The 25,873-nt window shown below is 67.0% G+C and carries 29 protein-coding genes; 3 read left to right on the top strand and 26 right to left on the bottom strand.

The genetic code is table 11. The features are described 5' to 3' along the window. Positions 1-86: 86 nt before the first annotated feature. From AC1M2K_RS05655 to AC1M2K_RS05640, 4 genes are all read right to left on the bottom strand, one after another. A complete protein-coding gene (locus tag AC1M2K_RS05655) occupies positions 87-1,052 on the bottom strand; it encodes an alpha/beta fold hydrolase (RefSeq protein ID WP_480240178.1) in 966 nt (321 codons plus the stop codon). A gap of 404 nt (positions 1,053-1,456) precedes the next feature. Beyond that, positions 1,457-2,416 (bottom strand): alpha/beta fold hydrolase, encoded by a 960-nt coding sequence (locus AC1M2K_RS05650; protein ID WP_480240177.1) that lies wholly within the window; start codon positions 2,414-2,416, stop codon positions 1,457-1,459. A gap of 15 nt (positions 2,417-2,431) precedes the next feature. Then, positions 2,432-2,857, bottom strand: coding sequence for a YybH family protein (locus AC1M2K_RS05645; protein WP_480240176.1), 426 nt, complete (start codon positions 2,855-2,857; stop codon positions 2,432-2,434). Continuing rightward, positions 2,857-3,564, bottom strand: coding sequence for an SDR family NAD(P)-dependent oxidoreductase (locus tag AC1M2K_RS05640; protein WP_480240175.1), 708 nt, complete (start codon positions 3,562-3,564; stop codon positions 2,857-2,859). Before AC1M2K_RS05640 ends, AC1M2K_RS05645 begins: the two co-directional genes overlap by 1 nt. Before the next feature lie 75 nt (positions 3,565-3,639). Here AC1M2K_RS05640 and AC1M2K_RS05635 point away from each other — a divergent pair, with 75 nt between their 5' ends. Together AC1M2K_RS05635 and AC1M2K_RS05630 are read left to right on the top strand one after the other, a co-directional pair. Then, positions 3,640-4,251 (top strand): TetR/AcrR family transcriptional regulator, encoded by a 612-nt coding sequence (locus tag AC1M2K_RS05635; RefSeq protein ID WP_480240174.1) that lies wholly within the window; start codon positions 3,640-3,642, stop codon positions 4,249-4,251. Further along, a complete protein-coding gene (locus AC1M2K_RS05630; RefSeq protein WP_480240173.1) occupies positions 4,223-5,302 on the top strand; it encodes a nitronate monooxygenase in 1,080 nt (359 codons plus the stop codon). Before AC1M2K_RS05635 ends, AC1M2K_RS05630 begins: the two co-directional genes overlap by 29 nt. A 13-nt stretch (positions 5,303-5,315) precedes the next feature. Here the strand turns inward: AC1M2K_RS05630 and AC1M2K_RS05625 are convergent, their stop codons facing one another. The 21 genes from AC1M2K_RS05625 to AC1M2K_RS05525 all read right to left on the bottom strand — a co-directional run bounded on the left by AC1M2K_RS05625 (position 5,316) and on the right by AC1M2K_RS05525 (position 23,527). Further along, positions 5,316-6,476, bottom strand: coding sequence for a flagellar hook protein FlgE (locus tag AC1M2K_RS05625; RefSeq protein WP_480240172.1), 1,161 nt, complete (start codon positions 6,474-6,476; stop codon positions 5,316-5,318). A 24-nt stretch (positions 6,477-6,500) separates the two neighbouring features. Continuing rightward, positions 6,501-6,926, bottom strand: coding sequence for a flagellar hook assembly protein FlgD (locus AC1M2K_RS05620; protein WP_480240171.1), 426 nt, complete (start codon positions 6,924-6,926; stop codon positions 6,501-6,503). 17 nt (positions 6,927-6,943) lie between these two features. Further along, the gene (locus AC1M2K_RS05615) at positions 6,944-8,263 is read right to left on the bottom strand and encodes a flagellar hook-length control protein FliK (protein ID WP_480240170.1); all 1,320 of its coding nucleotides are present in this window, start codon (positions 8,261-8,263) and stop codon (positions 6,944-6,946) included. Next, complete coding sequence (locus AC1M2K_RS05610) at positions 8,260-8,892, bottom strand: C40 family peptidase (RefSeq protein WP_480240169.1); 633 nt, start codon at positions 8,890-8,892, stop codon at positions 8,260-8,262. The genes AC1M2K_RS05615 and AC1M2K_RS05610 overlap by 4 nt, the downstream gene beginning before the upstream one ends. Then, positions 8,889-9,323, bottom strand: a complete 435-nt coding sequence (locus AC1M2K_RS05605; RefSeq protein ID WP_480240168.1) for a hypothetical protein — start codon at positions 9,321-9,323, stop codon at positions 8,889-8,891. The genes AC1M2K_RS05610 and AC1M2K_RS05605 overlap by 4 nt, the downstream gene beginning before the upstream one ends. Next, entirely contained in the window at positions 9,320-10,639 is a 1,320-nt protein-coding gene (locus AC1M2K_RS05600; RefSeq protein WP_480240167.1) for a FliI/YscN family ATPase, read from the bottom strand. The genes AC1M2K_RS05605 and AC1M2K_RS05600 overlap by 4 nt, the downstream gene beginning before the upstream one ends. Further along, positions 10,636-11,241, bottom strand: a complete 606-nt coding sequence (locus AC1M2K_RS05595) for a FliH/SctL family protein (protein WP_480240166.1) — start codon at positions 11,239-11,241, stop codon at positions 10,636-10,638. The genes AC1M2K_RS05600 and AC1M2K_RS05595 overlap by 4 nt, the downstream gene beginning before the upstream one ends. Next, positions 11,231-12,250: a flagellar motor switch protein FliG gene (gene fliG / locus AC1M2K_RS05590; protein ID WP_480240165.1), complete on the bottom strand. Its 1,020-nt coding sequence runs from the start codon at positions 12,248-12,250 to the stop codon at positions 11,231-11,233. The genes AC1M2K_RS05595 and fliG overlap by 11 nt, the downstream gene beginning before the upstream one ends. Then, entirely contained in the window at positions 12,247-13,836 is a 1,590-nt protein-coding gene (gene fliF, locus AC1M2K_RS05585; protein ID WP_480240164.1) for a flagellar basal-body MS-ring/collar protein FliF, read from the bottom strand. The genes fliG and fliF overlap by 4 nt, the downstream gene beginning before the upstream one ends. Next, positions 13,836-14,135, bottom strand: a complete 300-nt coding sequence (gene fliE / locus AC1M2K_RS05580) for a flagellar hook-basal body complex protein FliE (RefSeq protein WP_480240809.1) — start codon at positions 14,133-14,135, stop codon at positions 13,836-13,838. Before fliE ends, fliF begins: the two co-directional genes overlap by 1 nt. A gap of 5 nt (positions 14,136-14,140) precedes the next feature. Then, positions 14,141-14,533, bottom strand: a complete 393-nt coding sequence (locus tag AC1M2K_RS05575; protein ID WP_480240163.1) for a flagellar basal body rod protein FlgC — start codon at positions 14,531-14,533, stop codon at positions 14,141-14,143. Further along, on the bottom strand, positions 14,533-14,874 hold the full coding sequence (flgB, locus tag AC1M2K_RS05570; RefSeq protein ID WP_480240162.1) for a flagellar basal body rod protein FlgB: 342 nt from the start codon (positions 14,872-14,874) through the stop codon (positions 14,533-14,535). Before flgB ends, AC1M2K_RS05575 begins: the two co-directional genes overlap by 1 nt. A gap of 125 nt (positions 14,875-14,999) precedes the next feature. Further along, entirely contained in the window at positions 15,000-15,290 is a 291-nt protein-coding gene (locus AC1M2K_RS05565; RefSeq protein WP_480240161.1) for a hypothetical protein, read from the bottom strand. Further along, complete coding sequence (gene fliS, locus AC1M2K_RS05560; protein ID WP_480240160.1) at positions 15,283-15,711, bottom strand: flagellar export chaperone FliS; 429 nt, start codon at positions 15,709-15,711, stop codon at positions 15,283-15,285. Before fliS ends, AC1M2K_RS05565 begins: the two co-directional genes overlap by 8 nt. Further along, entirely contained in the window at positions 15,708-17,042 is a 1,335-nt protein-coding gene (gene fliD, locus AC1M2K_RS05555) for a flagellar filament capping protein FliD (RefSeq protein ID WP_480240159.1), read from the bottom strand. The genes fliS and fliD overlap by 4 nt, the downstream gene beginning before the upstream one ends. 105 nt (positions 17,043-17,147) lie before the next feature. Further along, positions 17,148-17,999 carry a flagellin N-terminal helical domain-containing protein gene (locus AC1M2K_RS05550; RefSeq protein ID WP_480240808.1) on the bottom strand — a complete coding sequence of 284 codons (852 nt, stop codon included), beginning with the start codon at positions 17,997-17,999 and terminating at the stop codon, positions 17,148-17,150. Between the two features lie 119 nt (positions 18,000-18,118). Further along, positions 18,119-18,919, bottom strand: a complete 801-nt coding sequence (locus tag AC1M2K_RS05545; RefSeq protein ID WP_480240158.1) for a sigma-70 family RNA polymerase sigma factor — start codon at positions 18,917-18,919, stop codon at positions 18,119-18,121. 456 nt (positions 18,920-19,375) lie between these two features. Continuing rightward, a complete protein-coding gene (locus AC1M2K_RS05540) occupies positions 19,376-20,659 on the bottom strand; it encodes a coiled-coil domain-containing protein (RefSeq protein WP_480240157.1) in 1,284 nt (427 codons plus the stop codon). A 52-nt stretch (positions 20,660-20,711) separates the two neighbouring features. After that, the gene (locus AC1M2K_RS05535; protein WP_480238397.1) at positions 20,712-21,416 is read right to left on the bottom strand and encodes an HAD hydrolase-like protein; all 705 of its coding nucleotides are present in this window, start codon (positions 21,414-21,416) and stop codon (positions 20,712-20,714) included. A gap of 85 nt (positions 21,417-21,501) precedes the next feature. Then, on the bottom strand, positions 21,502-22,197 hold the full coding sequence (gene nucS / locus AC1M2K_RS05530) for an endonuclease NucS (RefSeq protein WP_480238396.1): 696 nt from the start codon (positions 22,195-22,197) through the stop codon (positions 21,502-21,504). Between the two features lie 67 nt (positions 22,198-22,264). After that, positions 22,265-23,527 (bottom strand): MFS transporter, encoded by a 1,263-nt coding sequence (locus AC1M2K_RS05525; RefSeq protein WP_480240156.1) that lies wholly within the window; start codon positions 23,525-23,527, stop codon positions 22,265-22,267. A 142-nt stretch (positions 23,528-23,669) separates the two neighbouring features. Here AC1M2K_RS05525 and AC1M2K_RS05520 point away from each other — a divergent pair, with 142 nt between their 5' ends. Next, positions 23,670-24,749, top strand: coding sequence for a LacI family DNA-binding transcriptional regulator (locus tag AC1M2K_RS05520; protein ID WP_480240155.1), 1,080 nt, complete (start codon positions 23,670-23,672; stop codon positions 24,747-24,749). Between the two features lie 2 nt (positions 24,750-24,751). On the opposite strand, the gene AC1M2K_RS05515 is transcribed toward AC1M2K_RS05520, so the two are convergent. Beyond that, the gene (locus AC1M2K_RS05515; protein ID WP_480240154.1) at positions 24,752-25,852 is read right to left on the bottom strand and encodes an FUSC family protein; all 1,101 of its coding nucleotides are present in this window, start codon (positions 25,850-25,852) and stop codon (positions 24,752-24,754) included. Between the last annotated feature and the right edge of the window lie 21 nt (positions 25,853-25,873).

The raw sequence follows: 25,873 nt of genomic DNA, 5'->3' as shown, positions 1-25,873 counted from the left end.
TTCGACCATCTTGTCAGGGGCCTGTTCGGCGACCCAGTGACCGACGCCGGGGATGGAGACGGACTCCACGCCTGGCGCGGCAGGGGCTATGCCGCCACCGGCCGCGAGACCCCAGCTGTTCTCGCCCCCGATGCCGAGGACCGGGATGGTGAGCGGAACGCCGGAGCGCACGATGTTCTGCTCCAGCGTCTCCGACCAGGCGCGGTACAGCCCGAAGCTCGCACGCAGGATGTCCCTGTCCGGGTGTACAGGCCGATGTAGTACCTGATCGCGTAGTCCGGGAGGGTCTGGCCTCCGCCCTGGACGGCGAACTCGTACCGGTAGTACTCGTTCGCGTTGCTCTTGACCATGTTGACGATCAATTCGTCGTTCACCCGGTTGAATGCGATGTGCCAGAGCCTGTTGTTGTCATGCTCCGGCACGAAGTATGGCGGGCCGTACGGGTTCTCGCCGACCCCGGGAGGGCCGGGGATCTCTGCGACGACGAGCCGGTCGACCCGGTCGCGGTGGTCGGCTGCGAGCGCGTAGCTGATCACGTACCCCGTGTCGTGGCCGACGACGGAGAACCGTGCGTAGCCCAGCCTGGTCATCAGAGCCGCCAGATCGTTGGCGAGTGTGCCGGCGTCGTAGCCGCTCGCCGGCTTGTCGGTGAGGCCGATGCCACGCTGGTCGACGGCGACCACTGTGTACTTCTTCGCGAGTGCAGGCATCATGAACCGCCAGGCGTACCAGTTCTCCGGCCATCCGTGCACGAGGAGCAGTGGCGGACCGCTCCCGCCGATGACCACATGCTGGCGGATGCCGTTGGCTGTGACGAACTTGTCCTTGAACGTCTTCGCGAATCCTGCCGGGAGCCGTGGCGCGTCTGCGACGGACCCGTGATGGCCCCGGTTCGTTGCGAACGCTGCGGATGAACCGGATGTGGCAGCGAGCGCGATGCCGGCCGCGGCCGCGCCGCCGACCACAAGGCCGCGGCGTGAAACCCCGTCCCCATGGGGTACCGATGACGCGTCGGCGCTCGGTTCGGCGGATTCTTCGGGAGTGGTGGACACAGGAGTCCCCTTTCATAAGACACAGGTCGGAATGACCGGATACGGTGACCGAGGCTCGGAGGAATGGACGGCTGGTTCACCGATGCAGAGCAGGTCAGCCCCGACGTCGGGTGACACGGTTTCCACGCACTCTTGTGGAATGCCGGGGCCGTGAGCCGCCGATCGACAATTGATGGTCTGCGCGAAAATGCCCGACGATAGGGCGGGTGAACTCTGATTCCTTATCCGAACCCGTTCAGCCGCGGTATGCAGGATGAAAGCGAAGAATCCTCGGTTTTCTCGGAGGGTGCGCCTGACGTGATCCGGCCGCAACCCTCCGGGCAGTGTGTACAGACACCTCGGCGCCGGGTCGATTGGACTCGACCCGGCGCCGATGGAAGGGATCCGGTGGTGAGGGCTACGAGCTAGCTCGCGTTGCTCATCGCCCGACCGTCACGGATCGGGGCGAGGAACGCGGTCACGGCTGCGAGCACCTGGTCGGGTGCCTCCTCGGCGACCCAGTGTCCGGCACCGGTGATGACCACGGTCTCCACGTTCTCGGCGACGGCCTGGAGGGCTTCGCCGACGTGGTCGCCGTAGCTCCGCTCGCCGCCGATTCCCAGAAGCGGAGTGGAGAGCTTGCGAGTGGCGCGCTCGCCGTTCTGCGCCAGTGTGGCGTCGAAGGCCCGGTAGAACCCGAGGCCGCCGCGGAGGGAGTCGGGGTTGGAGAGCATGGCGATGTAGTAGTCGGTGACCTCGCTGGGCAGGTTTCCGCCCTGGACCTCGAACTCGTAGCCATAGAAGACGTCTTCGCGTCCCTCGATCAGCTTTTCCGCAAGGTCCTCGACCCGGTTGAACGAGAGGTGCCAGAGCTTGTTGTTGACAGGGGCAGGCACGAAGAACGGCGGGGCGGGGGTCGTTCCGGGAGCTCCGGGGATCTCGAGGAGTGCTGCGCGCTCGACCCGCTCGGGGTGATCCGCGAGAAGGGCGTAGCTGATCGCGAGCCCGGTGTCGTGGCCGGCGATGGCGAAACGGTCCTCACCGAGTGTGTCCATGAGTGCGACGAGGTCATTCGCGAGCGTCGCCGTGTCGTATCCGCCCTGCGGCTTGTCTGACAGGCCCATTCCGCGCTGGTCCACAGCGATGACCCGGTAGTTCTTCGCCAGCTCAGGCATGATCAGGCGCCAGGCGTACCAGGATTCGGGCCAGCCGTGCACGAGCAGGAGGGCAGGACCCTCGCCGCCGATCACGGCGTGCAGCTTCACGTCGCCGGCCTGGATGTACCGGCTGGAGAAGGTGTCCGTAAAGCCGTCTGGCAGGTTGGGGGCTCCGGAAACGGACCCGAGGCCCTCGGCGGATGCGAACTGGGTTACAGAGGTGTTCATTTTCTTCTTTTCCTTTTAGTGTGTGGGTTCGGCGGAAGTGTCGAGCCCGATTGGACGTTCGATTTTCGAGACGTGGTAGTGACTGATCTGCCAGTTCCCGGAGACGTTCCGGAGCATGGCGGTGAGGTGAACCGGGATCACGGTTCCATCGGGTCGGTGAAAGTCGACGTCGACGTAGGCAAGCAGGTCGTCGATCGTGACCTCTCGCAGTTCGAGGACCCGGAAGGAGGCTGTGAGCCCGACCGGCTGCTTCGCGTAATAAGCGGTGACCCCAGCGCGACCCACGGAATGTGTCTCGTCGAAGCCCTGGAAAATTGCGTCCTCTGTGAAGGTGGATGCGACGTCGCCCGGACGGTGCTCGCCGATCGCGGTGGCCCATCTCTGGAGCACACCGGTCACGATCGTGGCCCGGCCGACGGCATCCGTCTGGGCGACATTCATTAGTTGCCCGCGCTCTGGCCGCCGTCGACGTGCAGGAACTCGCCGGTGACGAACGGAGCCTGCTCGAGGTACAGGACGCCGTGCACGATGTCTTCGATGGTTCCCATGCGGCCGACGGGGTGCAGTCCTGCGTAGGTGTCGAAGGTCTCGGGCGAGTGGAGCGGCGTCTTGATGATGCCGGGGGAGACCGCGTTGAAGCGGATGCCGCGCGCTGCGTACTCGATCGCGAGGGACTTGGTCACCGCTGCTGTGCCACCCTTGGTGAGGGACGCGAGAGCAGAGGGCACGTTCGCGAGGGCGTGCTCGACCAGGGTGGTTGTCACGTTCACGACGTGACCGGAACCCTGCGCGGACATCTGCGCGACGGCTTTCTGGGTGATGTGGAAGAATCCGCCCAGGTTGACGCTGAGGGCGGTGTCGAAGTCCTCGATCGTGTAGTCGAGGAACGGCTTGGCGATGAAAATGCCAGCGTTGTTCACCAGCGTATCCACCCGACCGAACGAGTCAACCGCCGCGGCGACAACTGCTTCGGCGACCGACGGGTCCGAGATGTCGCCGGCAACGGTGACCAGATCCTGGTCGTCCGATGGTGCGATGGTGCGAGAGTTGGCGACGACGGCGTAGCCGAGTCGTCGGTACCCCTCGACGAGCCCTGCACCGATGCCTTGTGAGCCTCCGGTGATGAGGGCTACCTTGCGTGATTCCATTGTTTACTTCCTTACTAGATGGTCGGTCGTCTACCGACATAGACATTTATAGCCGACCGGTCGTATAATTGCAACATGGGAAGAAAATCAGATGCAGGAGACCGGATACTCACAGCTGGCACCAAGCTTTTCGGCCAGCGCTCGTACGGCACGATCGGCGTGGCCGAGATCGCGGCGGAAGCCCAGGTACCGAAGGGGAGCTTCTACTACTTCTTCCCCTCCAAGCAGGCTCTCGCTCTGGCGGTCATTGACAAGCACTGGGAGAATCAGCGCGCCGAATGGCTGCGCGTCCTCACTGCGCCCGGCCCCGTCACGGAACGTCTTCGTGAACTGTTCGTCCTGACGACCGAAGTGCAGCAGCGGGCTGTGAATGGCACTGGGGCCGTCGTCGGCTGCCTCTTCGGGAACCTCGCGCTCGAGGTCAGCGGCCAGGACGACCCGGTGAGGTCCCGGCTCCAGGAGATCTTCGAGGAGCAGATCGACATCGTGGAGGCTGCGCTCCGCTCAGGGGATGAGGCCGGCGAACTGACGGTGGCGACGCCGCGCGAGGCCGCGAAGTCGATCGTGGCCCAGATCGAGGGCATGGTCCTCTTCGCCAAGCTGTTCAACGATCCCGCGCAACTGGACGCACTCTGGCAGAACAGCATGCGACTGCTCGGTGTCGCGGACTCCCGGGCGACAGCCTGATCCGCGGAACACGAACCTCATGTCGTCGCTCCTCACCGACATCGGCGCTACCCTCCCCGTGCTCGCTGCGCCCATGGCTGGGGGGCCGACGACCCCCGCGATGGTCGACGCTGCGGCATCAGCGGGAAGCATCGGCCTGCTCGCCGCCGGCTACAGGACTCCCGCGGATGTCGCCGGCCAGATTCGTCTCGTCCGGAGCGCCACCTCACGGTTCGGGGTGAACCTCTTCGCCCCGAACCCGATCGCTGTCGACCCCTCCGAGTACCGTTCCTATATTCGCCGGATGCAGGTCGAGGCCGGGCGACGCGGGATGGCGATCGATGACGGTGAGCCGCGTGAAGACGACGACGCCTGGCAGGAGAAGGTCGATCTGCTCACGCAGGACCCGGTGCCGGTCGTGAGCTTCACCTTCGGCATCCCCGACCCGCGGACGATTCGAGTTCTGAAGGCGGCGGGGAGCGTGATCCTTCTGACCGTGACTTCTGCCGGCGAAGCGGAAGCAGCGATCGCGGCAGGTGCGGACGCACTCGTCGTCCAGGCTTCGGCAGCCGGAGGCCACTCGGGTACCTTCACCCCGAGGGAGACCCCGCCCGAACTGCCGATCGGCGTTCTGCTGCGCCGTGTGCGGTCCGTCACCCGGCGACCGCTCATCGCAGCAGGTGGTGTCTCCACTCCCGGCAGTGTCGTGGACGCACTGACGGCAGGGGCGGATGCCGTCGCTGTCGGCACAGCGCTGTTGCTGACGCCCGAGAGCGGCGCTTCCCAGACCCACAAGGACGCGCTCGTCGACCCTCGATTCACCCACACCGTGGTCACGCGCGCCTTCACCGGTCGGCCAGCGAGGGCCCTGCGCAACGACTTCACCGAACGGCACACGGCCGCGGCGCCCTCCGGGTACCCGGCACTTCACCATCTGACGAGTCCGCTCCGGCGGGCCGCAGCTGCCGCCGGTGACCCGCAGGGGCTTCACCTCTGGGCCGGAACCGGGCACGCGACGATTCCGACCGGTGACACCCAGGAAATCCTCGCGTACCTCGCCTCCGGCGTCTAAGTCTCGCTGGGAACTACCGCTTCAGGTTGGTGAGCTCCTGAAGGACTTCGTCTGACGTGGTGATGATCCGGGCGTTCGCCTGGAACCCGCGCTGGGCGACGATGAGGTTGGTGAACTCCTGCGAGAGATCGACGTTCGACATCTCGAGGGCCCCGGAAACGATGGAACCGAATCCTGCCTCGCCTGGAGTACCGAGATCGGCCGTCCCCGAGTTGAAGGTCGCGCGGTACGCCGACCCCCCGGCCTTCTCCAGGCCGCCAGGGTTGACGAACGTGGCGAGTGCGACGCGGCCGACCGCCTGTGACGCACCGTTGCTGAAGGAACCGATGAGTGTTCCATCCTTCGACATCGCGAACGAGTCCAGGGTCCCGGCCTTGCGACCGTCCTGATTCGAGATCGCCACGGTCGTCAGACCGGCGAATCCCGTCAACTTCGCCATGTCGACGGTTACGCCTCCGACGACGGCCGTGGTCGGCCCGGTGAGTACTCCGTCGACGAAGGTCAGCGTTCCGGTGTCGGTCGTGCCGTCTCCGACCGCCCAGCCGCCGGCGGTTCGAGTGAAGGTGAGGGCCAGGTTCTGCTCGTCGCCGTTGGCGTCAAAGACCTTGAGGTCGCGCACGAGCTCGGTGCCGACGGCGGCGTCGGCGGGCAGGTTGCCGCCCATCGTCGCCTCGGTTGTCGCGATGGCCGGGGACACAGCACCGAGCGGAAGGGTGATCGTGCCTACGGCGCCGCCCTCGTTGATCGTCCCATCGACGGCTCCCCAGCCCTGAACCAGGGCGCCGCTCGGGTCGACGAGCCTGCCCTCCGGGTCGAAATCGAATGCGCCGGCGCGGGTGTAGAGGGTCTCGCCGCCGAGCCTCGTGACGAAGAAGCCGTCACCGGAGATCATCAGGTCAGCGGCGCGGCCGGTGCGCTGAGCTGAACCCTGGGCGAAGTTCGTCGAGATGCCGGCGACCTGCACACCCAATCCGACCTGGGCGGGGTTGGTGCCGCCGACTTCGGCCTGCGGACCACTCGCCCCCTGGGAGAGCTGCGAGAGCGTGTCCTGGAACTGGACGGTGGATGACTTGAACCCGGCGGTGTTGACGTTGGCGATGTTGTTGCCGGTCACGTCGAGCATTGTCTGGTGTGAACGAAGACCGGAGATACCTGAGTACAGCGAGCGAAGCATGAGTGAGTCCTTTGATCGAGGTGGTTAGGTGGATGGGCGAGTGGTGACGCCGGAGATGGCGTCGAGGGCGACGGTGACGCCGTCGATGGTCACCTGGGGAACCGGCCCCGCGTATGAGACGGCCGTGGCGATGCCTGTCACGGTTTTTCCGTCCGCTCCCGTGTAGCTGACGTCCTGACCGATCAGGGCAGCGGCGGCGATCCGCATCTGAAGCGAAAAGTTTTCCACCCCGGTGGCCGTCTGGGCCGTGATCTGCTCCATCATGGCCAGCTGGGTGGTCTGGGAGATCATCTGGCTCGTGTCCATGGGTGAACTCGGGTCCTGGTTCTGCAGCTGGGTCACCAACAGGGAGAGGAACATTTCCCCGTTCATCTCCTGCCGCGGAGCCGGCGTGGCTTTCGCCGCGTAGGTGCTGGCGGCATCCGTTGGCGCTATCGCGTCGATGGGCACGGAGTTTCTCCTTCTTCTTAGACGGTGATGTCGAGGACGGTCGTGGGGAGCGGGGAGCGATGGGTGGGATGCGAAGTGTTGGGAACTTCCGGTGCTGTCGACGCGGATGCCGGCCTCGCCGCAGTGGACTCGTCATCGTCGACCGGGGATTCTTGGCCGCTCTCCGGGTGGCTTTTCGACGACAGGTCGAGCGTCGCCGCCAGCCCGCCGCCAGCGAGGTCCCTGCGCAAATCGGTGAGAATCTGCCTGAGGGCGTCGCGTCCGGTCTCGGAGGGCGAGAACATTTCGATCCGGACATCGTTACCGGTGATGACGGCACGCACGGTGACCGGGCCTAGGTTCTCCGGCGTCACCTGGACGGTCATCACGTGTTCGCCGGGTCGTGCGGCAGCCAGGCTGAAGAGCGGCTGCCCCAGTTGAGCGCTGAGCGGCAGGGCCGGTACGGACGGGGAAACGGCCGCAGCCACAGGCGCGGGTGTAAGCGCGGATGCCTGCACCGATGCGACGGTCGGAGCAGGAGCGGGGCCGGCGAACACCTGGATCGTGTCTGCCGATATCGGCAGACCCGTGACTGCCGGTGGCGCGGCGACGGAGCTGTCGGGCACTGTGGCACCGAGGGCCGGCGCAGGCTGCGATGGGTGGACGCTGGTGGTGGATGCCGCCTCGATGGCCTGCGCGGGGGCGGGTGGCGCCGGAGCGAGAGCCGCCGGAGCGACAGGCACCGGAGCGGCACGGTCGTCTGCGGTGGCAACCGGGAGTGAGCCGGAGAGCGGTGGTGTTGGCGACGAGCCCGTGTCGGTGATCGCCAGGGGTGGGGTGGCAGGGGAAGGCGGCAGGTCGGCGGTCGCGGGAGCGGTGGGGGCAGCACCGACGAAACTCTCCACGGTCGTTGTGACCGGAGCTGCCTGCTGGGGAGCGGGCGTCGGCTCCGAGCCAGGGCCGGATCCCGTGCCGGGCATGGGGGGAGTGGCGACCGGCGCAGGGGCATCCGCCGTCGGCGTTCCCGGGTTCGCCCCCGCGAGTGCCGCAGGATTCGCTTGAGGGGTCGTCGCCGACCCGACAGGGAGAGCGGTGTCGGTGAACCAGGTGAGCGGCACCGGACCAGGGGAACCCGCGAGAACAGGTGTGTTCGACGGTGCTTCGGTTCCGTCGTCTCCCGAGCCGTCCCCAGGAGGGAGGTGGGCCCCACCGGTCGATGCCCGCCCGGTTGGGCTTCCTTCTTCGGCGGCCCCCTGCAGAATCGCGGCGAAGGCTGCGGACGCCGCGCAGTCGTTCGCGGCCGCACGCACCCCGGTCGCGACCGGCTGGCCCACTTGTGTCGTCTGAATGAGCGTCACAACGAGCCTCCCAGGAGCGATCGCTGGGCGGCGAGGATCAGCGCATCGATGCTGCTCGCGCTCAGCGCGTCCCGCGACGACGGCACCGCGGCCGAAGCGGCGGGGACGATGCGTCGAATCGTCTCGATGTCGGCATCCGTTCGCCAGTTCTCGACGAGGCTCACAGTTGTTCCCGGCCGGGGCGCGTGGATCACCTTGTTGTCGCCGGCGTAAATGAGGATGTGGCCGCTGCCCCTGGCGACGATGAGGTCACCCGGCTGGGCGTTGGCAAGCGAGCCCACTTCTGTGCCCATCCTGGCCTGGTCGGGAACGACGCGAGGCAGCTCGATGCCGAGGTCGGCGTAGACCCGCTGGACCAGACCTGAGCAGTCCATGCCGCTTGAGTCCTCGCCGCCGAAAACGTATGGCACACCGAGGTACTTCTTCGCGGTGGCCACGACATCAGATCCGGAGGTGTCGCCGGAGGATGAGGTTCCCGCTGCCGACTCGGTCGCGGTGGTGTCCATGAGGGTCGTCATCGCGCGGGCGAACTCGCTGGATGCCGAGGCGTCCGGCTGCGAAGGGGCACGAAGCGTGCCCAGTGTCGACTGGATCTCGGTGATGCGCCCGACGGCGTCGATGACGCTCATGCCGTCGCTTCGCCCTTCGCTGAGAGCCAGGAGCCCGACGCGATCTCGTCGAGTACGATCTGCTCGTCGCGGAGGTCCTTCTGCACGGCGAGGGCGTTGTGGCGGGTCTCGAGTTTCTCGATGCGGACCGACTGGGAGCGCGCGGCCGCGAACTCCGCCGCGACCTCCTCAGCAGCGGTGCGCCTGAGCTCGGCGAGGGCATTCAGGTCAGCGAGCATGCTTCTTGAGGATGCGCGGGCGATGCTCATCGCATTCAGCGCGGCGCTGTCGAAGACCTCCGTGCTCGACTTCCCGAGCTGGCCGCGCACCTGCGCCGCGTGGGCGGCGTTCTCGCGCACCCTGGCGTTGGCGGCGGCGAGGTTGCCTGCCGCCTGGTCCTCGCGGATCCGGCGAAGTCGAAGCAGTCCGGCGAGGGAAAAGGATCGGGTCATGTTGGCGCTCCAAGAAGTCGGTTGAGCCTGGTCAGTCGGTCCCAGGTGTCATCCGAGGGGGTCTGGTCGTTCATCCGCTGCTGCAGGAAAGCCTGGATCGCCGCATCGTGGTCCATCGCGGAGTCGACGAGGGGATTCGTGCCCCGGTGATAGGCGCCGACGTCGATGAGATCCTGCGCCCCCTTCCTTGCAGCGAGCACTTTGCGCAGGAACGCGGCCTGTCGCGTGCGTTCGGGCGGGTTCGCGCGTGACGCAACGCGGGAGATCGACTCGAGCGCGTTGACGGAGGGGAAATGTCCAGTGACCGCCAGCTTCCTGTCGAGCACCACGTGCCCGTCGAGGATCGAGCGCGCGGCGTCGGCGATCGGCTCATTGTGGTCGTCACCGTCGACGAGGACGGTGTAGATGCCGGTGACCGAGCCGACGGCATCCGTCCCGGCGCGTTCGAGCAGTCTCGCCAGCACGGAGAAAGTCGACGGCGGATACCCTCGCGTCGCCGGCGGTTCCCCGGCCGAGAGCCCGATCTCCCTCTGAGCCATGGCCACGCGGGTGAGGGAGTCCATCATCAGCATCACATCCGCCCCGCGCTCGCGGAACGACTCGGCGATGCGCGTGGCCAGGAACGCGGCGCGGAGCCGGAGGAGGGCCGGATCGTCCGAGGTCGACACGACCACGACGGAGCGCGCGAGACCCGCCTCACCGAGGTCGTCCTCGAGGAACTCACGCACCTCGCGTCCGCGCTCGCCGACGAGGGCGATGACCGAGACGGCGGCATCGGTGCCGCGGGCGATCATGGACAATAGGGAGGACTTCCCAACGCCTGAACCGGCGAAGAGTCCCATGCGCTGGCCCTTGCCGACGGTGGTGAGCGCATCGAGGACACGAACGCCGAGCTGGAGGGGGGTATCGATTCGCGCGCGTTCCATCGACGACGGCGCGTCCTGGTCGAGCGGAACCATTCGGTCGACCTGCAGCGGTCCCTTCCCGTCGATGGGGCGGCCGAGGCCGTCGAGAACACGGCCCAGCAGTGCGTCACCGACCGGCACGAGAAGAGGGCGGCCGTGTGACCTGGCCGGGGCGCCGACCTTGATCCCGGTCATCCGCCCGAGTGGCATGCACCGGATGCCGTCGCGGCCGGTGGCCACCACCTCAGCATCCACATCACCGATGGTGACGAGATCGCCTACAGCGCTGTCGAGGCCGGCGAGTTCGACGGTGAGTCCGACCACGGAGGTGACGGTGCCGACCCGTTCAGGACGGGCAGCGAGGAGCGCGGTCCCGAACTGCCGGGACCGCGGCCTCCACGACCCGCTCACGACAGGTCACCGAGAAGCGCCGCCTTCGCCCGTGCGAGCGCCGAACCGATTCGGGCGTCGAGATAGCCGTCAGGCAGGTCCGCGATGGCGTCTCCACGCTTGAGCGACGAGTCGGCGATGAGTTCCACGGCGGTCTGTGTGTACACCCCTGGCTCCAGAAGCGCGAGATCGTCCGGGTTCATCCTGATGCCGGTGAGCGCAGACGCCGGAACGGTCCCGAGCGCCCGGTCGAGCGCCGAGCGGGCCGATCGGTCTCCGTGCGACAGCTCGTGGCCGAGAATGGCCTCCGCCAGGTCGATGGCGGCAGCAGCGATGGCATCCTGCGACTCCTGCACGACCGGCAGAATTCTCGCGTCGGCGGCGCGGGCGGCCGCTGCGAGCACCTCGACGGCGCGCTCGACGGCGGCGCGGCCGAGTCGCAGAGCCTCGTCGTGTTCCGCCCGCAGGGCGGCCTGCTGTTCGAGGGAATCCTTCTGCGCTGCGCGGAGCCCTGCGACGTATCCGGCGGAGTGTCCGCGCGTCCTCGACTGGGCGGCGATCAGCTCCGAGCCCGGGTGGCTGAGCTGCGGCACCGCCAGCGTCGAGAACGTCTCAGTCGACATACTTGTCTTCCTCGGCACGTGAGAGCACGATCCTTCCGTCGGCCTCCATGTCCCGGATGGCTCGGACGATCTCGGCGCGGGCGTCGTCGACCTGGGAGACACGCACGGGTCCCATGGTCGAGATCTCGTCGTCGAGCAGCTCGCGGTTGCGCTCGGACAGGTTCGCACGGATCGTCTCGACGACGGGGACCGTCGCTCCCTTCAACGCGAGGGCGAGGGCTGACGGGTCGATGCCTCGGAGCACCTGCTGAACGTCGCGCTGCTCCAGCTTCACGATGTCTGCGAAAGTCAGCATGAGCGCGCGGATCTCTTCGGCGAGCTCAGGGTCGCGTTCCTCGAGCCCGGCGAGCAGGGCTCGCTCGGTGGCGACATCGCTCTGATTGATGATGTCGAGCAGCGGGCGAACACCGCCGACGACATCCGAAGGACCGCCGACGGTGACGACGCCGCCCGAACGCAACCGCAGGGCGCCGGCGACTGTACGGACGGCCTCCGGTGACGCTGGGCCCATCGCCGCGATGCATTCTGCGACGTCTGTGCGAAGCGGATCGGCGAGGCCGGCCATCGTCGCCGAAGCGAGCGCGGGCCGCAGGTGGGCGAGCACGAGCGCGATCGTCTGGGGCAGCTCGCCCTCGACCAGGCTGATGATCTGGGAGGGCTCGGCGGTGTTGAGGAACTCGAACGACCGGCCAGCCATCGATGCGGTGACGCGATTCATCACACCGGTCGCACGTTCCGAGCCGAATGAGGCCTCGAGCAGGCCGGCGGCGACGTCGCTGCCTCCGCGCGAGTTGAGCCTGTCTTCGAGCGTGAGCTCGTGGAACTCGGTCAGGGCCTGCTCGGCGATGTGAGACTCGACGCGCCGCATCCGGACGATCTCCGCGGCGATCTCTTCGGCCTCGGCATCGGTGAACTGTTTCATCACGAGTGCGGCCTGCTGCCGCTCCATGTTCATCAGGACGACGGCGACCTTCTGGGTTCCGGTGAGGTCGGTGGCTGTGTCGGTCATAAGGGCTGCTTCTCGTCCATGAGGCCGCGGAGGAACGCGGCGGTCTTCTCCGGGTTCCGTTCCGCGAGACTGCCGATCTCGGTGCGGGCGCGGTCGATCGAGGTCGCACCGGTCGCCGTCGCCAGCGGGAGCGGGTCGGGGACCGCGGACAGGACCTGGGTGGCATCCGCCATCACGAGATCCCTGAACGCACCCGGCTCCAGCGCTGACTGCGCCGACTCGGCCTCCTCGCGGCGGCGGCGGGTGCGGACGGTGTTGACGACGAGGGCGATTCCTGCTGCGGCGAGGATGGCCGCAGCGATGATGGCTGTCCTGATCAGATCGCCGGTTCGCTCGTCTGCCGCTGCCTTCTCCGTTGCCGCGATGGCGGCTGCGGCCTCGTCTGCAGCCGACGTGGTGAAACTGACCACTTCGACGGTGACCGCGTCGCCCCGATCGGTGTCGATGCCTGCGGCCGACGCGACGAGTTCCCTGATGTCGCCGACGTCGAGGTTCTCCGCGACGTCGGCACTCAGGGCGACGGACACCGTCTGGCGTTCGATCGATCCGGCCGGGATCGTCCGCGATTCGGTCACCTTGTCGACCGCGTGGTTCTTCGTTGCCGACTCCGACGTGTACGTGCCGTCGCCCGAACCGCTCGGCACGGCGATGTTGTCCGGTCCGAGCACACCGCCGGAACCGGTGCCGCCTCCGCCTGTGTACGACTCCTCTGACGACGACTCGTCGAGAATCGGGGCGTCCTCCGGGGTCGTGTACGACTCCTCGACGCGTTCGGCGGACTCGAGGTTGACGCCTGCCGCCACGATGACCGTCGAATTGCCCGGGCCGACGATCTGGTCGAGCATCGTCTGGACGGAGGTCCGCACGCGTTGCTCGTAGTCGGTGGTCTGCTGGGCGACCGAGCCCGTCGCGCCGACCCCGACCGCCGAGAGCACTGTGCCCTTGGAGTCGATGACGGCAACGTCAGTCGCTGTCATCCCGTCGACGGACGCGGATGTCAGGTGAGTGATGGCCTGCACCTGCTCGGCCGACAGGGTGACACCGTTCTTCGTCTCGACGAAGACGGATGCCGTCGGGCTGGCCTTCTCCGAGACGAACACCGTCTCCTCCGGCACGGCCAGGCGCACGGAGGCGGTGGTCACTCCCTCGAGCGCGGAGATCGTGGCGGCCAGTTCACCCTCGAGCGCCCGCTTGTACGTCACCGATTGCTGGAACTCTGATGAGGTGACACCCATTTCGTCGAGCAGCGAGTAGCCGCCCGTGCTCGACGACGGCAGTCCAGCTGCCGCAGCGGTGAGGCGTTCCTCGTAGACGTTCTGCTCGGGGACCATGATCGTCGCACCGCCGTTGGACAGCTCGTAGCTGACGCCGTTCGTCTGGAGCTGCTCGACGATCGTGCTGGCATCCGAGGCGCTGAGGCCGGAGAAGAGCGGCGTGTACGCGGGCTTCGTCAGCCAGGTCGACAGCGCGAAGATCCCGAGGGCGAGCACGGCCACCCCGATGATCGCTATCGTGCGCTGGGCGGTGCTGAAACCACGAATCGCCGCCGTGAGCCGGCCGAAGGCTGACGAAATCTGCTGGGGCATTAAGCCTGCATCCTCATGATCTCGTTGAACGCGTCAACGCCCTTGTTCCGAACGGCGGCCACCAGCTCGAGGGTGACCTGGGCGCGAGTCGACGCGATGGTCGCCGTGTGAATGTCGTCGAGGTCTCCTGTCACCGCCTTGACGGCGAGCTCGTTCGACGTGGACTGGAGCTGCTGCACGTTGTCGATAGCGCCTCCGAGGACCGAGGCGAAAGCCGACCCGTCCGTGGTCGGCTGTGCCCGCGTCTGGGCGCCGATGCCGGCGACGTTCTGGAGCGACGACAGTGCGTCGATGGGCATGGGCATCAGGAACGTCCGATCTGAAGTGCGGCCTGGTAGGTCTCTTTGGCGCGGTCGACGACAGCGGCGTTGGCCTGGTATCCGCGCTGCGCCATGATGAGCTGCCCCATCTGCGACGCCATGTCGATGTCCGGGTAGCGCACGTAGCCGTCCTCGTCCGCGAGGGGGTGGTCGGGCTGGTGGACGACCCTGCCTTCTGCGGCGCCGAAGGCTGCACCGGCGACGTAGACACCCGACGTGCCTTCGCCTGCCTGCGCCAGCACGTAGCGGGCGCGGAACGCGTCACCGTCCGTGGCCGTCACCGTGTTCACGTTGGCGATGTTGTCCGACACGGCGTCGAGCCACTTGCGGTGCACAGTGAGTGCTGTTCCGGCGATGCCGATCGCGTCGAAGGTCATCAGCTGGTCCTCATGGCGGAGCGCACGCTTGTGAAGGTGCCCTCGACCGCCCGTGCGGCGAACTGGTAGCGGAGTACCGTGTCGATGTTCGACAGGGTCTCGGTGTCGAGGTTCACGTTGTTGCCGTTGAGACCGGTGGGTTCGAGTGAGCGCTGGAGAGTCGCCGCCGTCACGCCGCTCCCTGAGCGGACGGAATCCGCAAGGGCATCCTCGAACGAGACGCGCTGGGATCGGTAGCCGACCGTGTTCACGTTGGCGATGTTGTTGGCGATCGCCTTCTGGCGAAGGGAGAGCCCATCAAGCGCGCTCGACAGCGCGGCTGAGGTCACGGATTCAAGCACGATTACCCATCTCGTGAGAAGTACTGCGCGGCCGATCCGTGGCCTGGAGGGTGAGCGATCCGTGCTCCCCCTTAGCTATCGGCGATCGATCGCCGTTGGTTAGGAACGGATGCCATGAGAGCTGTCTACCCGACGACGTCGAGGTAGACGGACTGCCCTGCAGGCAGCGTCGACGGGACCGTGCGGAGCGCGGCCAGGTGCCGGCCAACGGACTTGTGGTCGTCGACCAGGGAGGCGATCGCGCGCTGCTGGGCATCCACGAGCCGTCTGGCGCGGTCGGCGAGGTGTGCGGGGAGCGGGCCGGCGTTGGCCGGAGGCGCCCAGGAGCCGGTCTGCGAGAGGTCGATCTCCCGGGCGAGGTCGGACTCCATCCCGTCGAGGATGGCGAACCAGGCCGAGTCGGGGTTCTCAGCCAATGCCGAGGGTCCCGCCTGTGGCCGAGACCGGTCGGGCGACAGGCAGATCGGCCGCTGCCTCGTACCAGACCTGGCGGAGAGGCTCGAGAACGGCGATGCTCTCGCGGGTGTGAGCGATGTTGCGGTGAACGTTCGCGGTGATCAGCAGGCCGGACACATAGGTGTACAGACCGAAGATGCCGGCGGCACCGTCCCAGGCGTCGAGCTTCAACGACGACGACAACTCGGCGATGATGTCCTGGGCGTGCACGAGGTTGTCCCTGGCGACTGCCCAGTCCTCGCGTTCCTGCGCGGCCTCGGCCCTGCCCAGGTCGAGGAGCAGCCGGTCGTAAAGCATTGTGAGGAGTGTCGCAGGAGTGGCGGACAGAATGGCCTCGCGGTTGTACCTGGCACGCTGGGCGGGAAAGTTCGTCAGGGTCATTTCGAGTTTCCAGTGTTCAGGGATGCGAGTTGTGAAGTCAGGTAGGACGACTGTGCGTTGAGGGCGCTGAGTCGGACTTCCATGGCGACGTAAGTACGGGAGAGGGTCGCGCGCCGGTTCTCGAGCCGGGTGTCCCACTCTTCGATCTGCCCGCTGAGGTTCTTGGCGAGCGATTCCTGCCCGGTGATCTTCGACGTGAGGCTTCCCTCGTACTTGTCCGATGCCACCGATGCGGATCTGGCCACGCGGGAGGCGATCTCCTGCATCATCGATTCGACCCTGGCCGGATCGTCTGCGAGGGCGGTGGCGAACACTTCGGCGTCGAACTCGAGGACACCAGCCTTCGTGATGCTGATGCCGATCTCCGACGGCGAGAGCCCGTCAGCGGGCAGGGAGGCTGCGCTCAGGAGTGACTGCTTCGTGCCGCGCACGGTGCTGTCGCCGGTGAACACTCCGCCCTTCACCGATGTGACGCCGTTGGTCGTCGTCGTGGACACCGCTGACTTCGTCGAGATGAGCGCGAAGATCTCGTTGAGCGACCCGACGAAGTCCGAGGCGACCTTCGTGGCCGCTGCGGGGTCGCGCGCGACCGTGACGCTGACCGAATCAGTCGAGACGGCGGTGGCGGTGATCGAGACGCCGGAGAGGATTCCGTCGAAGGTGCTGGTCGACGAGGTGACGATCTGCTCGGCCGCCGTGCCCTTCCAGAGGGTTGCTTCGGCGTCCTGTGCGTTCCTGATGGTGGTCATTCCGGACGTCGTGCCGGTTATCGTGAATGCACCGGCTGCGCCGGTCTCGGATGCCGTGAACTGCAGCCGGAATTGCGGCTCGCCCGTGACGGCATCCTTTCCAGCGGCGACCTTGGTCGCCGTGACGCCGGCATCCGCGCCGTTCACAGCCTTCACCATGTCGTCGAGGGAGGTGGACGCGGCGGTGACGGACACGGCGACACCGTCTGTGCCGGTGATGGTCATGGAGTTTTCGGGCCAGGCCGTGCCCGCGGCGGACACCGTCGTCTGCGCCTGCGCGAGCTTGTCGACGGTGATGTCGAACTGGCCGCCTGTTGCGCCCTTCGCCACGCTCACCGAGATCTTGTCTGAGCTGCTGGTCGCCGAAAAGAGGGCGAGAGCCCCGGGCTTCGAGGTCGTCGTGGCGAGTTCGCCGAGCGTGGCGATCTTCGTGTTGAGCGACTGAAGTGCTGTGATGACGGACTGGGTGCCTGTGACCTTGGTCTTCAGGAGAGACTGCGGGATCGCCTCGAGTTGCATCAGGGAATTGATGAGGGCGGTGGTGTCGAGGCTGCTCGCGAGCCCGTCGAGTGCGAGTCCCATTGGTGATCCCGTCGTTGTGTGTGAGTGCCGAAAACGCCCGGCGGCGACCGAGGCAGGAGGTCCAGTTCCCGCTCGGCGACCGCCGGGCGCTTGTCAGGACCCGGTCTAGCCGAGGAGCTGCAGAACGCCCTGGTTGGACTGGTTCGCCTGCGCGAGCATGGCGGTACCGGCCTGCGACAGGATGTTCGCACGGGTGTAGTTGACCATCTCGGATGCCATGTCGGTGTCGCGGATGCGGGACTCGGCTGCTGCCAGGTTCTCGCTAGACACGTTGAGGCTGTTGATAGTCGACTCGAAACGGTTCTGCACCGCACCCAGGTTTGCGCGCTCGGTGGAGATGCTCGTGATCGCCGTGTCGAGTGCCGCGATCGACGTCGCTGCGTTCGCAGCGGAGTCGAATGTCAGGGCGCCGGTGGTGGTCTTCAACGCACCGAGGTCGATGCCGGAGAGGTCGATGGTGATCTGGTTGGAGGCCGCGTCGCTGCCCGCGCCGACCTGGAAGGTCAGGTTGGTGGCTGCACCCGCGGTGCCATCGGCCTTGCCCAGCAGCTGGATGCCGTTGAAGTTCGTCGACGCGCCGATGCGGCCGAGTTCCTCGGACAGGGCGTCCGACTCTGCCTTGATCGCGTCACGCGAGTCGGCGTTGTTCGAGTCGCTACCGGACTGGACGGCGAGGTCACGCATGCGCTGGAGGATCGAGTGGACCTCGGTCAGGGCGCCTTCAGCGGTCTGGATGACCGAGATGCCGTCCTGGGCGTTGCGGGCCGCGACCTTGAGTCCGCCGACCTGCGCACGCAGGCCCTCGGAGATTGCGAGGCCGGCCGCGTCGTCTGCCGCACGGTTGATGCGGAGACCGCTGGAGAGCTTCTCCAGTGACTTCGACAGGTCGTTCTGCGTGTTGGAGAGGTTCCGGTACGAGTTGAGTGCCGAAACGTTGGTGTTGATCTGCATACCCATGATGATGTCTTCCTTGATCGGGGTTGTGGCCGGCCCATCCATGGTCCGGTGTGTTCCCTCTCAGCTATCGTCCGGGCGACGGGGACGGTTAGCTGTTCAGCGGAAGAAGTTCTCGTGCGTCAACTCGACAGGGCGATCGACGGCTGCCTGGTCGCCCGCATGATCTGTTCTGCGACGCCTGACAGGTACGCGGCCCGGCGGGCGGGGGCGATCCTGGACTGCGGGATGACGTCCGATTCCGGGTCGTCGGCGTAGTGGGTCGCCATGCCGTCGCGCAGGAGGCGCACAGCTTCGGCCCGCTGCTGGGACACGGCTGAGTGAGTGATGCCGAGTTCTGCAGCGAGCTCTTTCACCGATCGGTCCTCGAAGTAGATCTGCTCGATGATGAAACGCATGGTTGTAGGCAGGGCGGCGACGGCCGAGCGCAGGTGGGTCAGGCGTTCAGCGACGAGGAGTGTCTCCTCGGGGAGCGGGATGTCTGCGGCCAGGTACTCAGCGGTCGCCCCGTCGAGCGTGGTCAGGGTGCGGGAGGCGTCCGCGAGTCCTGCAGCCACCGTCTCGCGGTCGACGCCGAGCGCCGACGCCATCTCGTCGAGGTCGGGCGTACGGCCGAGCGCTGCGGTGAGGGACTCCTGGACTGACAGGGTCTCGGTGATGCGCCTGCGAGCGCCGCGGGTGGCCCAGTCGTTCGCGCGCATGTCGTCGGCGAACGCCCCGAGGATCCGCTTCCGGGCGAAAGCACCGAACGGGACCCCGAGATCGGGGTTGAAGGAGTCCGCCGATGTGATCAGGGCGATGGCGCCTGCCGAGGCGAGATCATCTCGGGAGAGATGGCTGGCTCTGGCGCAGATCTCGGAGACGAGATACCCCACGAGGGGGAGGTTCTCGACGACAAGTTTGTTGCGTTCACTACGATTCAAGGTTTGGACCCCGGTCACTGTTCCCATTGGAATATGGCTATGTTCACGATGTCCGTTCAACGTCTTTCGGGTCGTCGCTCAACGTACGTTTGGAACTATAGCGAAGCGTTTGAACGGTCAGGTTCCGCGCAATTCCGCCGATGTCGGTCCATCAGACGGGGGACACGAGCCGATTTTCCGGGCGTGTCCACGACGGACGATCCGGGCAGGTCTGCCTCGCGAGATCCGGATGTTCCCGCGCTTTTCGCGCCCCTGGCCGACGTCGGATTCCACGCTGGTGATCGGTCGGCCAGAGTCGTCGATTCGTCGGTCCGCGCAACAATCGCGCGTTTCGAAATCCCCGAATTGGGGGTGAAGAACCGCGTGTTGACAGCGTTGTGGAGCGAGTCCGTGACCCTCGGACGGGTGACCTCTAACGGGTCGACGACGAATTCTTGCGTGGCAGCGGAGCGTGCTTCAGTGCCTGTACGGCGCCGTCCCTGGGCCGACGTCGTACCGGGCGAGTGCGTCGGCATCCTGGGCGAGCCGGGAGACGCGCCTCGCGGTGTCGAGGGCATCGACCGGGTCGTCCGCTGCTTCGGCGAGGGCGAGCTGGCGCTCGGCCTCGGCGAGCCGGGTCCTGGCATCGGGGCCGACCCGCCCGCGGTTGCCGGCGATGAACGACGACGCCACATCCAGGTGACTGCGTGCGGAGAAGAGAGCGCCGCGAAGCGCCTCCCGCGCAGAGTCGAGTCGCTGCTGCCGGCTGCGGGCGCTCGACAGCGCCGCATCAAGCCGGGACTCCGCCTCGCGGAGGGCGTCCAGTCTGGCCAGTGGGTCTGGCAGGTCGGTGCGCACTGCCGCGCCGGCGAGTGCTGCGGTCACAACGGACATGGCCGACGAGATCTCGGTTGCCGCCTCAGGCACCTCGGCGGCATCCCTCAGCCGGCGTGCCTCATCGACTGCTGCGCGCGCGCGTTCCACGGTGGTGGCGAGCTCGGCGTGTGCTGCGTCCAGGCCGGCCGCAGTTCTCGACACGCTGTCGAGCGCGTGCCGCGCAGTGAGCAGCTGCTCGGCGGCGTCGTCCAGGGCCTCGGCGGCGGTCTCCCGCTCCGCAACCCTGGCCTGCGCGCGCTCGATCGCTGTACGGGCGTTCGTGAGGGCATCACGGGCGCGGGAGGGGGCATCCGTCACCGAGGCGATCGTGCCCGGCGCGAACTGGCCGGCGAGCCGTTCCAGGGTGGCCTCCGTCTCGGTCAGGCGCGCTTCGGTTGCGGTGACGCCCTGATCGAGTTCGCCGAGCCGGTTCGGAGCATCTCGCTCGATCGCGCGTCTTTCGTCGAGGCCGCTGGTCTGGGTATCGATCACCTGGTTCACGGCTGTGCACAGCTCGAGGATCCGCTCGTTCCAGCGTCGACGCTGGGAGTCGCTGTCGGGCACTTCGTCTGCGAGCTGCTGGTGCAGGCGGAACGCCTCACGCAAGCGGTCGCGGGCGGACGTGACAGCGGTGGCAAAATCCTTCGCTGCTGCATCTCCGAACTGGGCAGCGGCGAAGTCGACCTCCTCCTCGGCCCTGTGCACGAGGTCGTCTGCGCGCACGAGCGCGACTCCGGCCTGCTGCTCGAGGGTGGCGAGGGTGTCAGAGGTCCCTCTGCCGAGCCTCTTGCGTCGCGCGGCGGAGGCGCGGATTCCGGCGAAGACACCGAGACCGACCGTTCCGAACACGATCAGGGACGGGAGCCACCAGAGTCCGTCAGTCATGACTCGACCCTATGGCGCAGCGGTGGGAGGACGCCGAGAACGGGGCGGGCAGTCAGCCCAGGAGGAGCTTCGAGAGCTGGTCCGCCGAGTGCACGACAGCCATCGCGTGGGTCGCTTCCGCCGGGGACCCGTAGCCCCACTCGACCATGATGGTCGGGATGCCGTGGACGGCTGCGCCTTCGACGTCGTGGTGGCGGTCGCCGACGAGCACGGTGTGCGTGAGATCGACGCCCTTCTCGGTGAGCCGCACGATGGCCTCAGCGACGACATCCGCTTTGGCGCTCCTGGTCTCGTCTTCAGAGGCGCCGCAGATCACGGTGAAGTAGTCGAGCAGTCCGAAGTGGCCGAGCACGGCGTTGATCTGCGATTCTGGCTTGCTGCTCGCGATCGCCAGAGGGATTCCACTCGCGGCGATCTTCTTGATCAGGCCGGCGATGCCCGGGTAGACCGCGGATCCGGTCCACGGGCCGTCGACGTCGGAGATGCCGCGGTAGACCGTGAGCGCGTCGAAGGCCTCGGTCGGGGACATGCCCGCACGCAGTTCGAGCGATTCGAGCATCGGAGGGCCGACCCAGTGCAGCAGCTCGTCGTCGGAGGGCACAGGAAGGTTCAGCGCAGCGAACATCTTGGCCAGTCGCGCGACGATGCCGGGGGCTGAGTCAGTGATCGTTCCGTCGAGGTCGAAGAGGATGCACGACCAGGTGCGGTTGACGATGATGGAGCCCGTGCTCGTCAGTTCAGGAGAGGAAATAGACATAGGGACTCCTATAGTAGGCAGTTTCGCGGGCAACGCGACAATTTGTCGGGAATGCTTCCGCCCCTGCCTCGCCAGCGGGCGGGAGTCAGAACAGGCGACCGTCGGCGTTGTCGAGGCCTCGCATCGCGTCATAGTCGAGAACGAGGCACCGGATGCCTCGATCTTCGGCCAGCGTTCGCGCCTGCGGCTTGATCTCCTGGGCGGCGAACACGCCCCGAACTGGGGCAAGGTGCGGGTCGCGATTCATCAGCTCGAGATAGCGGGTGAGCTGCTCGACGCCGTCGATGTCTCCGCGGCGTTTCAGCTCGACGGCGACGGAGGCTCCTGCCGAATCGCGGGCGAGGATGTCCACAGGACCGATGGCGGTCATGTACTCGCGCCTGACGAGGGTGTGGCCGTCACCGAGGAGGTCGATCTGCTCGGCGAGGAGCTTCTGGAGGTGCGCCTCGACGCCGTCCTTCTGGAGACCGGGGTCGACGCCGAACTCATGGGACGAGTCCGAGTAGACCTCGTACAGCGACACGATGAGCTGGTCACCGGTCTTCGCGTGGGTGACCTTCCAGAGCTCGAGGATGCCGGCATCCGCCTGGTCATCGTCGGGTTCGGAGACACTGAGTGTGCACGGTGGGCTCATCCAGTTGAGTGGCTTGTAGCTGCCGCCGTCCGAGTGGACGAGCAGGCTGCCGTCGCTCTTGAGCATGAGCAGGCGCGTCGCCAGCGGAAGGTGCGCCGAAAGTCGCCCGGCGTAGTCCACCGAACACTTCGCAATCACCAAACGCACTCGACGAGTTTAGCTGGCGTTGGCCGGGCGGGATGCAGCGTGGCGGTTCGTCCGTCGCATCTGTCGGTCATGCATCCGGATTGTCTGCATGTTCGACGGATGAACGGCGGTGTTCCCTGGCCGCGGGGCTGGCGAGCCCGGAGAGCACCACGAGGATCAGCACCACGTACAGGGCGTTGAGCAGGCCGACGTAGTCGCCGAGGATGCCGATCAGGGGCGGTCCGACGAGGAAGGCCAGGTAGCCGATCATGGCGACGGCACTCACGCGGGCAGCGGCGTTCGCGCCTTCTGCGGCAGCCGACATCCCGAGCGGGAATCCGAGTGCGCTTCCCAGTCCCCAGAGCACGGCGCCGACGACGATCACGCCGAGGTTCGGGCCGAGGATGAAGACGAGGAGGCCGACGATCGCCGAGACCGCGGAGACCTGCAGCACGAGCACGCGACCGAAGCGGTCGATGAGGGGCCCGCCTGCCACACGGCCGATGGTCATGGCAGAGACGAACACTCCGAACACGAGCGCCCCTGTGGCTTCGGACTGGCCGTGGCCCTCGACCGTCGCGAGCGCGAGCCAGTCGTTGGCGCTGCCCTCGGCGAAGGCCATGCCGAGCATGATCACGCCGATGAGGATGAGCCGCACGTCTGTCCAGACCGAGAGGTTGGCACGCAGCCGTGACTTCCAGTCGCTCGTGTGGGAGTGGGTGGGGGTCTCGTCACCGAGTTCGTCGCGCAGCGGTACAAACCGAACAGAAATGATGGCCGTCACCGCGATGAGCACGGCCATGGCGATGGCGTGCCACGTCACGTCGATGTCGAGAACGGATGCCGCTGCGCCGATGGCGGCGCCGATCACGGTTCCGAGGCTGAAGCATGCATGCATCAGCGGCAGGACCGTCTTGCCGAGTTCGGTCTCGGCCGCAGCGCCCTCGACGTTCATCATCACGTCGACCGTTCCGTTGCCGAACCCGAACAGAGCGAGCCCGACGAAGACGAGGACCGGTGAGAAGACGACCCCGGCGCCGATGCCGATGAGCACGAGACCGACCGAGACGAGGCTCAGGGCCAGAACCATCCCCGACCGGGCGCCCAGGCGGACGAGCAACGCAGCGGATGCCATCAGACCGAGGATCGAGCCGACACTCATTCCGAGGATCAGGATGCCGATCGACCCGGTGGACACGTCGAGGTTCGACTTGATCTCAGGGAGCCGCGCCGCCCAGGTCGCGATGCTCAACCCGGAGAGCGTGAAGATCACGAAGATGGCGTTTCGCCAGGCGACGAGTTCGTTCCGGGGGCGGAGGGCGGGAGAAGGAGACAAAGAAGTGGAAGCCATATCGATTTCGGAGAGGTTCTGAGAAGAGTACTGGGGTCGAATCGATTCGAGTCGACTTCGCCTAAGCTAGCCGAGAGCGCAACAACTCTCAAGCGGGCCCGTCGAATTTGACGCCGCGACGGCTCGATCGAAGAAGGAGCGCATGAACGGCCAGGCAGAGGCATCCGGCGAGGGCCGCCCAGGCGCGCGCCCGACGCTGGCCGCCGTGGCCGCGCGGGCCGGAGTCTCACCCTCGACCGCGTCGCTCGCGTTCAGCGGACGCGGTCCGGTCTCCGACGACACTCGGGCCAGGGTCCTCGCCGCGGCAGCCGAGTTGCAGTACGGCGGTCCGGACCCGCTCGCCCAGTCGCTTCGGCGCGGGCACAGCGGCATCATCGGTGCCCTCATCCCCGCGCGGATCGGAGTGTCCTTCCGTGATCCCGTCCTCATCCAGACTCTCGACGGCCTGGCCGAGGAGATCAGCGCCATCGGTGCCGGGCTCCTCCTGATGCCGGACCTCGGCGACGGGCAGGTCACCGTGACCACCGCCCCCGTGGATGCCGTCGTGCTGGTCGGCTGCAATGCAGACGCGCTCGGCACGCTCGACGTGCTTAAGCGACGGAACATCCCGATGGTCCAGATCGAGGGGGCGGACGACACCGGCGTCTACACGATCAGCGTGGACAACCGGGGAGGCAGCCGCATGCTCGCGCAGCACCTCTGGGACCTCGGTCATCGCCGGGTCGCGATCGTCGCACTCGGTCTCGACCGGGACCGCAGTGTCGGGCCACTGACCGCCGCGAGCGAGGCCGCAGCGACCGTCACAACCACGATCGAGCGGATCGCCGGTGCCCGCGACGTCTACCAGGAGATCAGCGGCATGATCGCCGGCGGCAGCCGCAGCGACGCCGGCCGGGAAGCAGCGCTCGCGCTTCTCGACGTCCCCGCCGCAGACCGGCCGACCGCGATCATCGCGCAGAGTGACCTCCTCGCCGCCGGGGTTCTCGCCGCGGCGGACGAACTCGGCCTGAGCGTTCCTGAGGATCTCAGCGTCGTCGGATTCGACGGCATCCGCGTCGACGGTCTCGAGCGATCGCTCACGACCGTCTGGCAACCCTCACAGGGCAAGGGTGCGGCCGCGGGGCGTGCCGTCGTCGAGATGCTCGCCGGTCGTACGCCTGACCCGGTCGCGTTCGACGTGAGGTTCCAGCCTGGTGACACGACCGGCCCAGTGCCTGCCTGACGTCAGGCGTCAGACGCTGCAGGTGTGCTCGCGCGCATGATCGCGAGGATCCGGCGCAAATCCATGGCCACGGTCGCCGCGGGGCTGAGTGACGACGGAGCGAATTCGCGTTGCTCGTCGAACTGCGCGAGCAGAACGTCGAGCGTCTCGTCGGCCGCTGCGACGTTCTCGGTGATGTCGTCTCCGGCGTTGCGGGCGGTCAGCACAGCGGCGACCGCTTCGACGGTGTTGCTCAGCGGCTCCCGGAGTGCCTCAGGGAGCTCGGCGGGGAACGGACTGTCCCAGATCGCTGTGGCCAGGACGCCGGTGAGATCGCGGACGTGGAAGGTGATGGTCTCGAGGTCGGTGAGATCCTCGTAGTCCTTCTGGAGGTCGCGGTGGTGCAGTTTCGCCCTCGGGTTGAGCTTGCGGCTCTCGTCGGCGTGGCTGACCGCGGTGCGAACGTTCTCGGCTGTGGTGGCGAGTGCGTCGCTGCGCCCGGCCCACTCGTCATGCTCCGGCGGCCAGGTCTCGACGAGGGCGGCCGCGATGTCGCGCAGATGGGACGCGAGCTGTGAGCGGAAATCCGCGAGCTGCACGACGGCGGCAGTGAGGTTGAGTGGCGGGAACACGAGCAGGTTCACGGCGAGCCCGACGGCGACGCCCACCGCTGTCTGTACGAGGTATCCGGTCGAGTAGTCGTCGGCGTTCGGGCCTCCGATGATCAGCACGAACAGCGCGGCGACGGCCACGTAGTCACCGCCGGCGGTCAGCCAGCGGCTCCCGGCGATGAGCACACCGATCCCCACGACGATGGAGATGGAGAAGACATTCGGCTCCCAGAGCAGGATGACGGCCGCCGCCAGCGCGATGCCGATGGCGAGGGCGACGATCGTCTGGACGCCCTGCCTGACCGATCCCATCAGGGTCGGCGACATGCTGATGAGCGCGCCGAGCGGCGCGTAGTACGGGTAATCGTCGGCGACACCGGGCATGAGAGGCGCGACGAGCCAGGCGATCCCGACGGCGATGGCGGTCTTGATGGCGAGGAGCAGCCGCGGGTGGAGGAGCCAGGACTTCAGGCGTGTTCCTGTGCGGTGAACGTCGGGGGCAGCTGGGGGCATGCCTTCATCATCACAGGGGCG

It is taken from the genome of Mycetocola sp. Y171, assembly GCF_056713165.1.
Note: the sequence above shows the minus strand (reverse complement) of the source record. Positions and strands in the feature narration are given on the sequence as shown.

Excerpts from the sequence above, each read along its gene's own strand:
- fliE (WP_480240809.1), bottom strand. The coding sequence starts at position 14,135 with ATGCCCATCGACGCACTGTCGTCGCTCCAGAACGTCGCCGGCATCGGC.
- fliF (WP_480240164.1), bottom strand. The coding sequence starts at position 13,836 with ATGCCCCAGCAGATTTCGTCAGCCTTCGGCCGGCTCACGGCGGCGATT.
- AC1M2K_RS05520 (WP_480240155.1), top strand. The coding sequence starts at position 23,670 with ATGAACGGCCAGGCAGAGGCATCCGGCGAGGGCCGCCCAGGCGCGCGC.
- AC1M2K_RS05605 (WP_480240168.1), bottom strand. The coding sequence starts at position 9,323 with ATGACCCGATCCTTTTCCCTCGCCGGACTGCTTCGACTTCGCCGGATC.
- AC1M2K_RS05535 (WP_480238397.1), bottom strand. The coding sequence starts at position 21,416 with ATGTCTATTTCCTCTCCTGAACTGACGAGCACGGGCTCCATCATCGTC.
- AC1M2K_RS05625 (WP_480240172.1), bottom strand. The coding sequence starts at position 6,476 with ATGCTTCGCTCGCTGTACTCAGGTATCTCCGGTCTTCGTTCACACCAG.
- AC1M2K_RS05645 (WP_480240176.1), bottom strand. The coding sequence starts at position 2,857 with ATGAATGTCGCCCAGACGGATGCCGTCGGCCGGGCCACGATCGTGACC.
- fliD (WP_480240159.1), bottom strand. The coding sequence starts at position 17,042 with ATGGGACTCGCACTCGACGGGCTCGCGAGCAGCCTCGACACCACCGCC.
- fliG (WP_480240165.1), bottom strand. The coding sequence starts at position 12,250 with ATGACCGACACAGCCACCGACCTCACCGGAACCCAGAAGGTCGCCGTC.
- AC1M2K_RS05540 (WP_480240157.1), bottom strand. The coding sequence starts at position 20,659 with ATGACTGACGGACTCTGGTGGCTCCCGTCCCTGATCGTGTTCGGAACG.
- fliS (WP_480240160.1), bottom strand. The coding sequence starts at position 15,711 with ATGACCCTGACGAACTTTCCCGCCCAGCGTGCCAGGTACAACCGCGAG.
- AC1M2K_RS05515 (WP_480240154.1), bottom strand. The coding sequence starts at position 25,852 with ATGCCCCCAGCTGCCCCCGACGTTCACCGCACAGGAACACGCCTGAAG.
- AC1M2K_RS05550 (WP_480240808.1), bottom strand. The coding sequence starts at position 17,999 with ATGGGTATGCAGATCAACACCAACGTTTCGGCACTCAACTCGTACCGG.
- AC1M2K_RS05595 (WP_480240166.1), bottom strand. The coding sequence starts at position 11,241 with ATGTCGACTGAGACGTTCTCGACGCTGGCGGTGCCGCAGCTCAGCCAC.
- AC1M2K_RS05650 (WP_480240177.1), bottom strand. The coding sequence starts at position 2,416 with ATGAACACCTCTGTAACCCAGTTCGCATCCGCCGAGGGCCTCGGGTCC.
- AC1M2K_RS05635 (WP_480240174.1), top strand. The coding sequence starts at position 3,640 with ATGGGAAGAAAATCAGATGCAGGAGACCGGATACTCACAGCTGGCACC.
- AC1M2K_RS05640 (WP_480240175.1), bottom strand. The coding sequence starts at position 3,564 with ATGGAATCACGCAAGGTAGCCCTCATCACCGGAGGCTCACAAGGCATC.
- AC1M2K_RS05610 (WP_480240169.1), bottom strand. The coding sequence starts at position 8,892 with ATGAGCGTCATCGACGCCGTCGGGCGCATCACCGAGATCCAGTCGACA.
- AC1M2K_RS05575 (WP_480240163.1), bottom strand. The coding sequence starts at position 14,533 with ATGACCTTCGACGCGATCGGCATCGCCGGAACAGCACTCACTGTGCAC.
- AC1M2K_RS05525 (WP_480240156.1), bottom strand. The coding sequence starts at position 23,527 with ATGGCTTCCACTTCTTTGTCTCCTTCTCCCGCCCTCCGCCCCCGGAAC.